At 73.1% G+C, this 14015-nt stretch carries 15 protein-coding genes, 1 pseudogene and 1 riboswitch; of the genes and pseudogenes, 10 read left to right on the plus strand and 6 right to left on the minus strand.

All coding sequences use genetic code 11. The features are described 5' to 3' along the window. Positions 1-70: 70 nt before the first annotated feature. The 4 genes from IE237_RS33590 (at position 71) to IE237_RS33605 (ending at position 3627) form a co-directional block, all read left to right on the plus strand. A complete protein-coding gene (locus tag IE237_RS33590) occupies positions 71-493 on the plus strand; it encodes a DUF6416 domain-containing protein (RefSeq protein ID WP_189805946.1) in 423 nt (140 codons plus the stop codon). An 81-nt stretch (positions 494-574) separates the two neighbouring features. Beyond that, positions 575-1519, plus strand: coding sequence for a LysR family transcriptional regulator (locus tag IE237_RS33595; protein ID WP_189805947.1), 945 nt, complete (start codon positions 575-577; stop codon positions 1517-1519). A 39-nt stretch (positions 1520-1558) separates the two neighbouring features. After that, positions 1559-1921 (plus strand): DUF952 domain-containing protein, encoded by a 363-nt coding sequence (locus tag IE237_RS33600; protein WP_189805948.1) that lies wholly within the window; start codon positions 1559-1561, stop codon positions 1919-1921. Between the two features lie 236 nt (positions 1922-2157). Then, on the plus strand, positions 2158-3627 hold the full coding sequence (locus IE237_RS33605; protein WP_189805949.1) for a multicopper oxidase family protein: 1470 nt from the start codon (positions 2158-2160) through the stop codon (positions 3625-3627). Positions 3628-3664: 37 nt separating this feature from the next. Here the strand turns inward: IE237_RS33605 and IE237_RS33610 are convergent, their stop codons facing one another. After that, positions 3665-4018 (minus strand): ArsR/SmtB family transcription factor, encoded by a 354-nt coding sequence (locus IE237_RS33610; RefSeq protein ID WP_189805980.1) that lies wholly within the window; start codon positions 4016-4018, stop codon positions 3665-3667. 41 nt (positions 4019-4059) lie between these two features. Beyond that, complete coding sequence (locus IE237_RS33615; protein ID WP_189805950.1) at positions 4060-4506, minus strand: SRPBCC domain-containing protein; 447 nt, start codon at positions 4504-4506, stop codon at positions 4060-4062. 192 nt (positions 4507-4698) lie between these two features. Here IE237_RS33615 and IE237_RS33620 point away from each other — a divergent pair, with 192 nt between their 5' ends. Next, positions 4699-6087, plus strand: a complete 1389-nt coding sequence (locus IE237_RS33620) for an FAD-binding oxidoreductase (protein WP_189805951.1) — start codon at positions 4699-4701, stop codon at positions 6085-6087. 24 nt (positions 6088-6111) lie between these two features. Here IE237_RS33620 and IE237_RS33625 read toward each other — a convergent pair whose 3' ends face one another. After that, positions 6112-6591 (minus strand): VOC family protein, encoded by a 480-nt coding sequence (locus tag IE237_RS33625; protein ID WP_189805952.1) that lies wholly within the window; start codon positions 6589-6591, stop codon positions 6112-6114. A gap of 464 nt (positions 6592-7055) precedes the next feature. On the opposite strand from IE237_RS33625, the gene IE237_RS33630 reads away from it, so the two are divergent. Beyond that, positions 7056-7574, plus strand: coding sequence for a GtrA domain-containing protein (locus IE237_RS33630; RefSeq protein WP_189805953.1), 519 nt, complete (start codon positions 7056-7058; stop codon positions 7572-7574). Between the two features lie 58 nt (positions 7575-7632). Next, on the plus strand, positions 7633-8205 hold the full coding sequence (locus tag IE237_RS33635; protein ID WP_189805954.1) for an antibiotic biosynthesis monooxygenase: 573 nt from the start codon (positions 7633-7635) through the stop codon (positions 8203-8205). Between the two features lie 53 nt (positions 8206-8258). On the opposite strand, the gene IE237_RS33640 is transcribed toward IE237_RS33635, so the two are convergent. After that, positions 8259-9701: a TerD family protein gene (locus tag IE237_RS33640; RefSeq protein WP_189805955.1), complete on the minus strand. Its 1443-nt coding sequence runs from the start codon at positions 9699-9701 to the stop codon at positions 8259-8261. A gap of 91 nt (positions 9702-9792) precedes the next feature. Continuing rightward, positions 9793-9988, plus strand: a riboswitch (cobalamin riboswitch). Positions 9989-10128: 140 nt separating this feature from the next. Here IE237_RS33640 and IE237_RS33645 point away from each other — a divergent pair. Continuing rightward, a pseudogene (locus tag IE237_RS33645) lies at positions 10129-10467 on the plus strand (acyl-CoA thioesterase); the annotation flags it as partial. 36 nt (positions 10468-10503) lie between these two features. On the opposite strand, the gene IE237_RS33650 reads toward IE237_RS33645, so the two are convergent. Beyond that, positions 10504-11088 (minus strand): SRPBCC domain-containing protein, encoded by a 585-nt coding sequence (locus IE237_RS33650; RefSeq protein ID WP_189805956.1) that lies wholly within the window; start codon positions 11086-11088, stop codon positions 10504-10506. Positions 11089-11230: 142 nt separating this feature from the next. Between IE237_RS33650 and IE237_RS33655 the strand changes: the two genes are divergently transcribed. Then, on the plus strand, positions 11231-11668 hold the full coding sequence (locus tag IE237_RS33655; RefSeq protein ID WP_189805957.1) for a winged helix-turn-helix transcriptional regulator: 438 nt from the start codon (positions 11231-11233) through the stop codon (positions 11666-11668). Positions 11669-11713: 45 nt separating this feature from the next. Next, positions 11714-11965 carry an EF-hand domain-containing protein gene (locus IE237_RS33660; RefSeq protein WP_189805958.1) on the plus strand — a complete coding sequence of 84 codons (252 nt, stop codon included), beginning with the start codon at positions 11714-11716 and terminating at the stop codon, positions 11963-11965. Positions 11966-11991: 26 nt separating this feature from the next. Here the strand turns inward: IE237_RS33660 and IE237_RS33665 are convergent, their stop codons facing one another. Next, positions 11992-14013 (minus strand): glycosyl hydrolase family 28-related protein, encoded by a 2022-nt coding sequence (locus IE237_RS33665; RefSeq protein ID WP_189805959.1) that lies wholly within the window; start codon positions 14011-14013, stop codon positions 11992-11994. Positions 14014-14015 lie beyond the last annotated feature (2 nt).

Raw genomic sequence — 14015 nt, forward strand, 5'->3', positions numbered from 1 at the left:
CCCGGGAATAGGGTGTCGCCGCCGCGACGGACGTCCCCCGTGCGGCTCGGTCGCCCGGAAGGAGCCAGTCGTGGGCAAGCCCGATGGCCAGGAACTCCCGTTTCTCCTGGAGGACTCCGCCCCCGCGTGGGCCCGGCACAGCGGCGGACCGGGGCACGACGGGCCCGATTGGGAGGCGACGGACCTCGACCGGGCGGTGGCCTATTACGAGGCGCTCTCCCCGACGGCGCGGATGATCTTCGACCACCTGCGGGCCACCCCCGGCCGCCGGGTCTCCTGCGACGAGCTCGTGCGGCGCTTCGGGCTCAACCCCGACGGCACCAAGAACAACCCCAACGTCGTGGCCGGCCACATGAACACCACCGGCCGCGCCCGGAAGGAGTCCGGGCGCCGGTACCCCTTCTTCTGGTGGGCGGGCAAGGACGGGGTGGGCGCCACCTACGCGGTGCGGCGGTCCGTCGCCGAGATCTTCGAGTCGGCGCTGAAGGCGTAGCGCGCCGGGCAGGACCTCACGCCCCGGGCTGCGGGCGTCCGACGCGAGGCCCTCCCATAGCCGGATCGTTAGGCTTCTCTCATGAGGCATAAGGATTCCGATGGCATCGAGGGCGGCGGCGCGGCCCAGCCCGTGGCCGATCTCAACCTGCTGCGGACCTTCCTGGCGGTCCACCGCTCCGGTTCCTTCACCGCCGCCGCCGGGCTGCTCGGCCTGTCGCAGCCGACCGTGACCACCCAGATCCGCGCCCTGGAGCGGCAGACGGGCCGCGAGCTCTTCGAGCGGCTGCCGCGCGGCGTCGCCCCGACCCCCGTCGCCCACGACCTCGCGGCCAGGGTCGCCGGGCCCCTCGACGCGCTCGCCGCCGTGACCGGGCACGAGGCGGCGCCCCACGAGCGGGCCGCTCCCGTCCACCTGGCGGGCCCGGCGGAGCTGCTCTGCACGCGCGTCCTGCCCGCGCTCGCCCCGCTGACGGCCGGAGGCGTGCGGCTGAGGGTCGGCCCGGGGCTGACCGAGCCGCTCCTCGACGAACTGCGCGCGGGCCGGCACGACCTGGTGATCGCGACCTTCCGGCCGCGCGGGCGGGCGCTGGCCTCCGTGCCGCTCACCGACGAGGAGTTCGTCCTGGTCGCGGCCCCCGTGTGGGCCGACCGGGTCAAGGAGCGGCTCGCGCTGGAGGGACCGGCGGCTCTGCACCCCGTCCCCCTGGTCACGTACGCCGAGGATCTGCCGATCGCCCGCCGCTACTGGCGTCACGTCTTCGGGGCGCGGCTGTCCTGCCCCGCGGCCGTGACCGTGCCCGATCTGCGCGGGGTCCTCGCCGCGGTCGTCGCCGGAGCGGGGTTCAGCGTCCTGCCGCGCTACCTCTGCCAGGCCGAACTCGCCTCCGGCGCCCTCGTACCGCTGCACGAACCGGAGGACCCGCCGATCAACACCGCTTACCTCGTCCAGCGCCCGGGCCGCCCCGACAACCCCGACGTCACCCGGGTACGGGACCTGCTGATCGAGGCCGCCCGGGCCTGGTGACCCGGGAGGGCGCCCGATCGCCCCTGCTATAACCGGAACATGATCTACCACGTGGTGACGTCCGCCGAATGGTCCGCCCTGCCGGAGGAGCCGTACAAGCCCGCCTCCCTCGCGGAGGAGGGCTTCGTGCACTGCTCCCCCGACGAGGCGACCACGCTCGCCGTCGTCAACGCCTTCTACCGCGGCGCCCCCAGGCCGCTCCTGGCGCTCCTGCTCGACGAGAGCCGGCTCACGGCCCGGACGGAGTGGGAGGCCGCCGTGCCGACCCCGCCGCCCGGCGTCACCGAGGGCACGCTCTTCCCGCACGTCTTCGGACCGGTCGACCGCGCCGCCGTCGACGAGGTCCTGGAGGTCGTCTGGGACGGGGTCGGCCGGGCCACGGGGCTGGCGAAGCGGGCCTGACCAGCCGTCATCCCTCTCGGACGGAGTACCTCGCCGGGTGCCGGCCGAATCCGGCCGCGTACCAGGCACCGCGCCGGACGCGCCGACCCGTGACGACCCGCCCTGGGCCACGGAGGCGCCGTCGCCGTGTGCGGTTCCTCCCGCTCTCGGCTAGACCTGGATCACAGGGTGTCGGCCGGCCCGCCGGAAGCCACTCGTCCGGCGTCACTTGCCGCCCACCACCCGGGAGGAAGTCGATGATCACCCGTCGCCGTGTGCTCGGCGGGGCTCTCGCCGCCGCAGGTCTGCCGCTCCTCGCCCCCGGCTCATTCGCCGGGGGCGAGGCGCACGCGGCGGGAGCCCTGCCCCAGGCCGGCCCCCACCGCGCACCCGCCCCCGTGCCGCCCGCGTTCAGCACGGCCATGCCGGTCCCGCCCGTGCTGCGCCCCCTCACCTCGACGGGGAACGCGGACTTCTACGAGCTGACCATCCGGAAGGCCACGGCCCGGATCCTCCCGGGCATCGCCACCGAGGTCCTGACCTACGACGGGCACTTCCCGGGCCCCGTGATCCACGCGCGCTCCGGGCGCCGGGTCCTCGTCCGTCACCGCAACGGCCTCGACATGCCGGTCTCCGTCCACCTGCACGGCGCGAGCGTCCCGCCCTCCTCCGACGGCAACCCGATGGACGTCTTCGCTCCGGGCACCTCGCGGACCTACGTGTACACCAACCGGCAGCCCCACGCCTCGCTCTGGTTCCACGACCACGCCCACCACATGGAGGCCGAGCACGTCTACCGGGGGCTCTCCGGCACCTATCTGCTCACCGACGCCCTCGAACAGCGTCTTCCGCTGCCGAAGGGCCGGTACGACGTCCCCCTCACGATCCGCGACGCCCGCTTCGACGAGCACGGGCAGCTGGCGTACACGATGTCCGACCGCAACCGCACCACCATCCTCGCCAACGGCGCCCCCACCCCCTTCTTCGAGGTCGCGGCCCGCAAGTACCGCCTCCGTCTGCTCAACGGCTCCAACCTGCGCCTCTTCGCGCTGAGCCTGTCCGACGGCACTCCGCTCATCCAGATAGCCTCGGACGGCGGACTGCTCGAACGCCCCGTCGCCGTGCCCGTCCTCACGCTCTCCCCCGGCGAACGCGCCGACGTGGTCGTCGACTTCTCCCGCCACCCCGTCGGCACCCGGCTGGTGCTCACGAACAGCGGCCCCGGGCGGCCCGAGCAGGTCGGCAAGGTCCTCCGCTTCGACGTCGTGCGCACCGCGGACGACCCCAGCCGCGTGCCCGAGGTGCTGCGCACCCTGCCGCCCGCCGCCGCCCTGCCCGCCGCCGCCGTCACCCGCCACATCGAGCTCAGCATGGACGAGGACGGGCGCCCCGATCCCCGTGGGTTCATCAACGGGCAGCTGTACGACCCCGATCGCGTCGACACCACCGTGGCCTTCGGGTCGTCCGAGATCTGGAACGTCACCAACACCAACAGGCGCATCGCGCACAACTTCCATCTGCACCTGGTCCAGTTCCGCGTCCTGGAACGCGGCGGACGGCCCGCGGGCCCGACCGAGGCGGGTCTGAAGGACACGGTCCGGGTGATGCCGGGCGAGACGGTGAAACTGCACGTGACCTTCGACGGCTTCCGGGGCGACTACGTGTACCACTGCCACATGCTCGACCACTCGGCCATGGGCATGATGGCCACGTTCCGGGTCCGGTGAGGCACCGCCCGCCCCCGCCGGCCGCGCACGAGTCGGATCAGCCGCTCTCGGCGATCCGCTTCAGCGCCGCCAGGCGACGGTCCCACTCGGAGGCGAGGGCCGACATCCAGCGGGCCGTCGCGTCCAGGGCGTCCGGGCGGACCGCGTAGCGGACCTCCCGGCCGACCCGGGCCGCCGTGACCAGTCCGGCCGCGTCGAGGACGGCGAGGTGCTTGACGATCGCCTGGCGCGAGACCGGCAGCCGGACCGCGAGGGAGGTCGCGGTGGCCTCGCCCTGCTCCGCGATCAGGTCGAGCAGGGCGCGCCGCGTCGGGTCGGCGAGAGCTCCGAAGACACGGTCGGCCGGGTCCCGGACCGGGTCCTCCGCCGCGCCGCCCCGGCCCCGAGCCAAATCCTCCGCCGCGTCGGCCCGGTGCCGGGCGGGGTCCTCCGTCACGAGGGCGACTGTTCGGCGCGCTTCTTAAAGGCGTCGAACACCTGGGGCCAGCCGCCCGAGTTGTCCCGTACCGCCTTGGCCCGCAGCTCCTCCGAGCCCGCCAGCGAGGCGAAGCCGCTCTCGACGACCTTGAGCCGGGTGCCGGCACCCTCCTGGGTGAGGGTGAACTCGACCAGGGTGCTGTTGCCGTCGGTCAGCGCCTCGCCGGGGAACGCGCTGGCCCAGCGGTAGGCGAGACGGGTGGGCGGCTCGACCTTCTCGACCCGTACGGGGAAGTCCCCGTACTCCGCGTTGCGCGCCACCATGGTCTCGCCCTCCCGGGCCACGGTCCCGGCCAGGCTCGCCTCGTCGGCCACCCAGAAGCCGGGCTGGGCGACCAGGGTCCACACCCGCTCCAGGGGCGCGTCGATCTGGATCTCGCGTTCGATCCGGTCCTCGGTCATGAGGGAATCCTCTCCGCGTGGTGCGGTCGCCGACGGGTCCGCCGACGCATTACCGCAACCCCAGAGTTGCACATCGACCCGCGAGGAGCAACCGGAAGGTTGCACATCACGGGCTCGCGGGGCCCGCACGGCAGGGGCAGACTGAAGAGGTAGCGCGGCCGGCAGGCAGGGGTGCCCAGGAGGAGAGTGGTCATGGGCGGCACGGCGGTGGAGACCCTGCGCGAGTTGCTGCGCGGCGAGGTGATCGGCCCGGAGGACGCGGGGTACGACGAGGCCCGCCAGATCTACAACGCGATGATCGACCGCCGGCCGGCCGTCATCGCGCGGTGCGCGGACACCACGGACGTACGGGCGGCGGTACGGTACGCCCGGGAGAGCGGCATGGACCTGGCGGTCCGCGGCGGCGGGCACAGCGGCGGCGGCCTGTGTCTGATCGACGGCTCACTGATGATCGACCTGTCCGCCATCCGCTGGGTACGGGTGGATCCCGGGGCGCGGACCGCCCTGGTGGGCGGCGGAAGCCAGCTCGGGGACCTGGACCACGAGGCGCACGGCTTCGGGCTCGCGACACCCGCAGGGATCATGTCGACGACCGGGGTCGGCGGGCTGACACTGGGCGGCGGCCACGGGCACCTGACGCGCGCGTACGGGCTGACCATCGACAACCTCCTCGCGGCGGACGTGGTCCTCGCGGACGGCTCGGTCGTCACCGCGTCGGCGGACGAACACCCCGATCTCTACTGGGCGTTGCGCGGCGGCGGCGGCAACTTCGGCGTGGCGACCTCCTTCACGTACGCCCTGCACCCGGTGGACACCGTCGGGCTCGCCGTCACCCTATGGGAACCGGAGCACATCGGCGCGGTGCTGCGCTGGTACCGGGAGTTCCTGCCGGCGGCGCCGCAGGAGCTGAACGGCTTCTTCGCCGTTCTGACGGTCGCGCCCGGACCGCCGTTCCCGGAGGAGATCCACGGCAGGAAGATGTGCGGCGTGGTGTGGTGCACCACGGGCGCGACGGACGAGGAGAGCCTTGCGAAGACGTTCGCGGCCGTCGCCGATCCGGCCCCGCCCGCCTTCCACTTCGCGGCGCCGATGCCGTACCCGGCCGTCCAGGCCATGTTCGACGAGCTGATCCCGAAGGGCCTCCAGTGGTACTGGCGCGGCGACTTCTTCGACCGCGTCACGGACGAGGCGATCGACGTGCACGGCACCTTCCTGGAGAACCTCCCCACCCCGCTGTCGACGATGCACCTCTACCCCGTCGACGCCGCGGCCCACCGCGTGGGTCCCATGGACACGGCCTGGGCCTACCGGGACGCGATCTGGTCGGGCGTGATCGGCGGCATCAGCCCCGAGCCGTCCGACGCGGAGGCGATCCGCACCTGGGCGGTGGACTACTGGGAGGCCCTGCACCCGCAGTCGATGGGCGGGGCGTACGTCAACTTCCTCGGCGCGGACGAGGAGGGCGAGCGCGTCCGGGCCACGTACCGCGGTCACTACGACCGGCTGGCCGAGGTGAAGCGGACGTACGACCCGGACAACGTCTTCCACCACAACCAGAACATCGCCCCGGCGAAGAGCTAGGAAGCGAGGCGGGCCGAGGCCGTTTCAGTCGCCGTCGGACCCCATCGACCGCATGGCCTCCGCGACCCGCTTCTCCATCTCCTCCGGAGAGACGTCCTCGACGTGCGTGGCGAGGTTCCAGCGGTGGCCGAAGGGGTCCTCCAGCTGCCCGGTGCGGTCGCCGTAGAACTCGTTCTTCACCGGCGACAGCTCCTTGGCACCCCGGGAGAGCGCCTCGGCGAAGACCGCGTCGACGTCCTCCACGTACACGTGCAGGGTGACGGGCGTGCCGCCCACCGCCTTCGGGGAGCGGAAGTTCATGTCCGGGAACTCGTCCGCGAGCATGATGAGCGCGTTCCCGAGCTCCAGCTCGGCATGGCCGATGGTGCCGTCGGGCGCCGGCATCCTCATCCGCTCGGTCGCGCCGAGCACGGAGACGTAGAAGTCGATGGCCGCCGCGGCTCCGTCGACGCAGAGGTACGGCGTGACGCGCGGATATCCCTCGGGGATGGGCTTGACGGTCACCGGTCTCCCGCCTTTCCGAACAGGGGCGATCGACGCCGACCGCCGCGTGCGACCACTGATATCCCGAACCCGCGGGCCGCGCTCCGGCGCCGCGCGGCGGCCGGGTGCCGAATGCCCTGAAGGGCCGACCGCCGGCCGACTCCGGAAGGGTCGGCTCGGCCGTGCTGCGAGCCCGGCTCCCGGGACGGCTCCTTGGCCGTGAGACCGACAGCGGTACGGGCCACCCCGTGGGGTCGTGGAGATTCTCGACAGTTCCGAACTGCTTGGCGCCATCACGACCCAGCCCCTGAACTGTGCTTTCACGGCCGTTCGGCAGTCCACGGAGACAAGCCGGCGCCACAGGACACCAAGAAAGGGTCGCGATGGCGCCATTTATGCGCCATGATGGCACCACAAGCGGCACGCTCGGCCTCGCAGGCCGTGGGCGCCCGCTTCAGGGGACGAGTCATCGACGGGGGCGGATCATGGACACAGCGCAGAACTGGGAGCAGGCGGCGCCCGGGGCCTTCACCGCCTTCGCCCGCTTCGTGCTCTGCGGCGGCGGGATCGGCATCGCCTCCAGCTTCGCGGTGACGGCCCTCGGCACCTGGATCCCCTGGGTCCTGGCCAACGCCCTGATCACCGTGGTCTCCACGCTCCTCGCCACCGAACTGCACGCCCGCTTCACCTTCGGCTCGGGCGGGCGGGCGACCTGGCGCCAGCATGGGGAGTCGGCCGGAGCCGCGGCGATCGGATACGCGGTGACCTGCGTGGCCATGCTCGCGCTGCACCTGCTGGTGGCGACGCCCGGTGCGGTGTTCGAGCAGGTCGTCTACCTCTCGGCCTCCGCCCTCACCGGTGTGGCACGGTTCGCGGTGCTGCGTCTCGTCGTCTTCGCACGGAACCGCTCGCGGGCCGCCACCCGCACCGCCGTCCCCCTTCCCGCGACCATGGCCCGCACCTCGCCCGCGCCCGCCCCGACGGATCTCTGCCGCGCCGCGTGACGCCGAGCGGGCACCGCGTACAGTGGGGCCCGGCGCGGCGTGATCACGAGGAGTATCTGTGACCGCGGTCAGCCTTGAGCACACCACCGTCCCCGCCGACACCGGCGAAGTGACCCTCCTGATAGCCCGCCGGGTGGAGCCCGGCCACGAAGCCGCCTTCGAGCGCTGGGCGCAGGGGATCCTCGACACGGCGGCCGGCTTCCCCGGCCACCTCGGATACGGGCTCTTCCGGTCCTCCGGCGGCGACGCCCCCTGGTTCCTCGTCCACCGTTTCCGGAACGCGGAGGCCTGCCGGGCCTGGCAGGAATCCCCCGAGCGGGCCGCCTGGTTCGCCGACTGCCAGGGTCACCACCACACCGAGATCGCGCGGCGCACCCTCACCGGCATGGAGACCTGGTTCGCCGAGCCGGGCTCGACACGGCCGGCGCCGCCCCGGTGGAAGATGGCGATCAGCGCGACCCTGGCGATCTACCCCATCTCCGTGCTCGGCGCCCTCTTCCTCACCCCGCACCTCACCGCGCTCCCCGTCCTGCTCAGCAGCGCCGTCGTCGCCGGGGTCTTCAACGTCCTGATGACGTACGTGGCGATGCCCGCGGTGAGCAGACTCCTGCGCGGCTGGCTCACCCCGTAGCGCCGGCCACGCCCCGGGGCCCCTCGGATGCCGACGCCCTCGACGGAAACCCCCTAGCGGCGGCGGGTCCAGAAGCCGCCGATGCCGCCCTGCCGGGGCTCCATCGACCAGCCTCCCCTGGTGTCGACCACCAGCAGCCGCGGCCCCGCGGGCAACGCACCGCTGCCGCGGCCGCGGTTCAGCCGGCAGAAGGCGCTCTGCTGGTGGCCACCGCGCCGGAGGACGTTCACACCGAAGAAGCCCTCCTTCTTCTCGTCCCCCTGGCACCGGTACCTGACCCCCGTCTCACCGCCCGTGTACGCCAGGACGTCCGGCCCCACCCCCTCCAGCGGGCCGTCGAAGGGGCGCAGCGTCGACACCGGCCGGAGCCGGATCGTCCACGCGCCCCGGCCCCACGCGTCGACCCGCAGCCGAAGCGGCGTGTGGCCGTCATGGTGGAAGACCCCCACCCCGCGCAGCTGCGGCATGGAGCTGATCAGAGCCTGCCGCCAGGCGCGCTTGCGCACGGTCAGCGTGACGACCTCGATGAGGCGGTCGTCCTCCTTCAGCACGTCCACGACCACGAAGCCCTTGGGGAGCGTGAGGCCGGGGTCGACGTCCTCCTTCCCGCACCCCGAGAACTCGACCGGAGTGAACTCGGGCCCCATCTCGGACGGGAGGTCGTTGCACCGCGCCAGGGGCGCGCCGAGGGGCGGCATGACGAGGTGCCCGAGCGCACCGGACTTCGCCACGACGAGGGAAGCGGGCGGGGCGGCGGGGGCGGCCGGTACGGAGGGGATGCCAGCCTCGAACGGGGTCGCCGCGAGGGCGGCCGGCTCCGGGGCGGCCACCGGCTCCGGTATGCGGTGCGCCGGAGACGCGTCGTGCGTCACCGTCCCGTCCGGCAGCACGTCGCCCGCCCGGTCGAATTCCGCCTCGTCGTCCTCCCGTTCGTCCTCCCGTTCGTCCTCGGCCGTGTCGTCGCCCGGCACCGAGAAGCCGAAGTCCGCTGCCAGGCGCGGGAGTCCGGAGGCGTACCCCTGCCCCAGCGCACGGAACTTCCAGCCTCCGTCCCGCCGGTAGAACTCACCCAGCAGGAGCGCCGTCTCCGTCGTCGCGTCCTCGACCGCGTACAGCGCCAGCTGCTCGCCGGTGGCCGCGCTCACCACCCGCAGGTAGAGGCCGGTGACCTCTCCGAACGTGGCGCCCTCGCAGGAGGCGGCGACCACGATCCGCCGCACGTCCGGTTCCACCCGGGCGGGGTCTATCTCCAGCCAGTCCGCGACGACCCCGCCCTCGGCGCGGGCGCTGCCCGTCAGCCGCACGCCGCTCCCGCCGTGTTCGGGCTGGTTGTAGAAGACCAGGTCCTCCGGGCCCCTGACCTTGTCGTCCGCTGCGACGAGCAGTGCCGCCGGGTCGATCCGGAGCTCGTCCGGCCCGTCGGAGCGGCGGACGACGGCGACCCGCATCGGCTCACCGCTGAGGGGGAGGTTCGCCCCCTTGATGATCTGCGTCATGCCCGCATCATGCACGCTCCTCCCGATCAAGGGCAGCGGTGCGCACGGGACTCCGTCGCGCGGGGAGGAGCGCCGCGTAGGGTGGGCGGTGCAGCTGGTTCGCCCCGTCCGCCAGGCGGGAGGCGTCGTAAGAGGGAACCCGGTGGGAATCCGGGACTGCCCCGCAGCGGTGAGCGGGAACGACCGCCGTCACACAGCACTGGGCCCGTGACGGGCCTGGGAAGCGACGGCCAGTAGGAGCCCTCCACGTGGAGGACGTGCCCGCGAGTCCGAAGACCTGCCCGCTGCCCGTGCGCCGGCGATCCCGGACGCGGACCAGCCCTGCCGCGACTCGCGAAGGAGAGTTGACGTGGCCGACCGCACCGTCACCAGCCCTGCCCGTCCCGCCAAGACCCCGGACGACTCCCGTGTCGTCCTCGCTCACATCATGAGCGACCACGACACCAATCTGTACGGCACCATCCACGGCGGCGTGATGATGAAGCTCATCGACGACGCCGCGGCGGCCGCCGCCGGGCGCCATGCCGACGGCCCCGCCGTCACGGTCTCCGTGGACCGGATGACCTTTCTTGCCCCCGTCCGTGCCGGCGACCTGCTCAGTGTCGAGGCGGGGCTCGAACGCGTGGGGCGGACCTCCATGACCGTCGGTGTGCGCGTCACCGCCGAGCGCTGGAACAGCTCCGGCCCGGCGGTCGAGGTCGCCACCGCGTTCCTGACCTTCGTCGCGATCGACTCCGACGGCAGCCCGCGGCCGGTTCCCCCGCTCGACGTGGTGCACCTCGGCCTGTCCTGATCCGGGCCGTCACCCTGATCGGGTGTCCTCCACCGCGCGGGGCACGAAGCCGTCCGGACCGGCCGCGGCCGCCAGGGCGGCCGGGAGGCCGTTGAGCCGCAGACGGGTGGCGCCGCGCAGGTTCGGAAGGTCGTGGTCCGGCTCCGCGGAAGGGGTCAGGAAGGCCGCCTGCTCGGTCCACCGCAGACGGGTGCCGCCGGCCTCCGGGTACAGCTCGACGGTCACCAGCGACGTCCATCGGGGCACGTCGTCCACGCGGGACGTGTACACGAAGACGATCCTGCGGCCCGGCGTGATCTCGAGGTACCGGGAGGCGTAGGCGAGTCGCTCCGGTTCCGCGTCCGGGACCGGGAACACGCTCGACGCGACCTCGCCGCCGCCCACGGTGAAGTCGTGCCGGTACGTGGCGTGCCGGCCCGGCATCCTGAACCACCGGCGCCGGACCGCGTCGTCGGCGAACGCCTCGAACACGGCGCTCGGCGGTGCGGCCGGCCGGGATTCGACGGTGAAGGTCTCGTGCCGCACCTCCGGCACGGTGCCACCGGCGTGCCCGTCGGCAGCCGGGTTCGGCACAGGGGCTTCGGGACTGGCCATGTTCACCTCATGTGAAGTCGTGACGTGTCGGGGGTGGGGCCCGTTGGTTACCCTTCGTATGTAACGGGGGCGGTGCGGCCACGATCAAGGCCCCGCCGATACGCACTTCGAAGTCAGCAACGCACAGGAAGGGAGCGACGCCTTGGTCTCCCCGCCGGATTCAGGTCCCGCGTCCGCCGCTCCTTCCCCGGAGTGCGCGGCGACCATCGCACTCGTACGCGATGTGCTCGCCCGCGTCGGGGACAAATGGACCGTCCTGGTCGTCACCACGCTCGGCGACGGCCCGCTGCGCTTCACGGCCCTGCACGATCGGATCGACGGGGTGTCCCAGCGGATGCTGAGCCAGACGCTGCGCGCCCTCACCCGGGACGGCCTGGTCACACGGACCGCGTACGCCGAGATGCCCCCTCGCGTCGAGTACGCGCTGACGCCGCTGGGCCGCTCGCTCGGGGACACCGTCGCCCACGTCGTGGGGTGGGTGCGGGAGCACCAGCGGGCGATCGTCCGCAACCGTGAGCGGTTCGACGGGCCGGACGGCGAGGCAACCCCGGGGGACGGTGGCGCGTCCTCCCCCACATGACGCGTCGGCCGCGCCCGCGCCCGGCCCCATCTGACAGGACACGTGATGAGTGACAAGGCCCGCATCCTCTTCGATGCGCTCGACCTCGACCAGGACGGCACCCTGACCCGTACCGAGGTCATCCGGGCGCTGCGGGAGAAGGGGCCCACCCTGGCGGCGCAGGGTGTGATCCCCGTCTGGGGGGTCGGGGACGTCGACGACTCCGCGGCGCTCTTCGACGCGGCCGACCAGAACGGCGACCGCGTCCTGAGCTTCGAGGAGTTCGCGGCGGTGGTCGACCGCCGTTTCGGCTGGTGATCCCGGGGTGACCCCGCGCCCTGGCGTCAGGACCAGGGCGCGGGAGCCGGGGGCACGACGACCGGCGGGCGGTCGTCGCACGTGAGGGTGTTCGGCAGCAGCCAGGGGGCGAGCCAGCCGCCGTCGTTGCCTCCGAGGTCGGCGAGGGCGAACTCCGAGCCCGTGGCGGGGAAGTGGAACGAGCCGCAGTTGTTGACGCCGACGGCTCCGACGTTCCGGGCGTCGACGTTCTCGAAGGTGGCGGAGCCCTTGGTGCGGGCGCTGAGCACGGAGTTCCCGGCGCCGTCGACGCGGATGTCCTTGAAGTGGACGGCCGGGATGTCGTAGCGGTCCTTCACCCCGTACTCGCTGACCAGCATGACCGCGTTGTGGGTGGAGTCGAGGTAGTGGTCCCCGGTGACCCGGACGTCGGCGTCGATCGAGCCGTCCAGGGCGTAGAACCAGAGGGCGCCGAGTCCGATCTTCCAGTTGAGGTCGAGGGTGCCGGCGCGGACCGTGGTGTTGCCGGTGAAGCGGAGGGTTCCGGTGAAGGGTTCGGCGCCGAAGCGGGCGCCGGCGTGGAGCCCGCTGCCCTCGCGTACGGGATCGGCGACGAGGTTGCCGCTCACCGTGGTGTCCGCCCCGCCGTAGACGGCGATGCCGTTGGCGAGGGTGGGTGACTGGACGGTGTTGCGGGCGACGGTGTTGCGGGCGTCCGCGGTCTTCTCCGACCAGAGGGCGATGCCGTCGTCCCCGGTGTTGCGGATGAAGTTGTTCCGGACGAGCGAGTCGGTGACGCCGGTGTGGAGGTTGAGGGCGTCCGCGATCTGGTCGGTGATCACGTTGTCGGTGATCCGGACGTTCCGCAGGGGGCCGTCGAACCAGAGGCCGACCTTGGTGTGGTGCAGGTACAGACCCCTGATCGTCGAGTCGCTCATGGCGCCGCCGATGGCGTTGACCTGGTCGGTGTCGATCCGCTCGCGGACGTCTCCTTCGACCGCGAAGCCGGAGAGGTGCACGTTCCGGCTGCCACCCTCGGCGGCGGGCCTGCCGTAGAGGCCGACGCCGGTGTGCCGGGAGCCGTCTGGGGCGGGTTCGGCCAGGGTGACCTGGCGGCCCTTGAGGACGGTGTGCCAGTTGCCCGCGCCGACGATCGTGACGTCGTCGACGACGATGTGCCGGTCGACGCGGAAGGTGCCCGGCGGGAGGTAGACGGGCCGGTCGGTGCGGCGGGCCAGGGCGACGGCCCGCTCGATGGCGGGTGCGGCGTCCCGGCGCCCGGTGGGGTCGGCGCCGAGGGCGCGCACGTCGATCCCCCCGCGTTCGACGTGCGGCGCGGCGACGAGTTCGGTGTCGAGGAGGTCGATCACCGTCCAGGCGGCCGGGCTGCCGGCCGGCACCGTGAGCCGCACCTTCTCCCCCGCGCGGTGGGTCGTGCCGAGGAGGAGGCGCTGCTCGTCGTAGAAGTGGGCGGGCCGGAAGGGCTTGTCGAGGATGGGCGCGGGCGTGGTGCCGGCCGGGACGCAGGAGCACTCGGTCAGCCACCAGTCGGGGTGGAGGAGGTCGGCGCCGGGGTCGTCGGTGAACGGGTACTGGTTGTAGAGCCAGGAGTACTGGGACGTCAGCGTCATCGTGCGGCGGTGGCGTCCGTCGACGGTGACGTCCAGGGGCGCGGTGACCCCGCCGCCCCCGGGCGCGTCCGGGATGCTGGAGCGGACGGTCAGGGCGTTGGCGGCGCGGGGCAGGGTGAACTCGACGTACTGCCCGGGGAGGAGCCGGACCGCCTTCCGCCCGGAGGCCTCCGAGGGGAGGGTGTACGGGGTGCGGCCCGGGCCGATGACCGTGCCGTCGGTGCGGGCGTTCTCCGCTTCCTGCTCGTCGAAGGCGACGGCGGCGCCGCGACCGGAGACCAGGGCCGGGTCGAGGCCGGCGCGGGTGACGACGGGCCCGGTGACGGCGGGCCGGGCGGGGGCCGCTCCCGCCCGGGCGGCGGGGGCGGCGGCGAGGGCGGTGCCGAGGGCGAGGAGGGCGGCGGCGAGCGCCGTCGCCCTCCCGTACGGGTGGGCCATGC

The sequence above is a fragment of the Streptomyces tanashiensis genome (assembly GCF_014648895.1).
Taxonomy (GTDB): Bacteria; Actinomycetota; Actinomycetes; order Streptomycetales; family Streptomycetaceae; genus Streptomyces; species Streptomyces tanashiensis.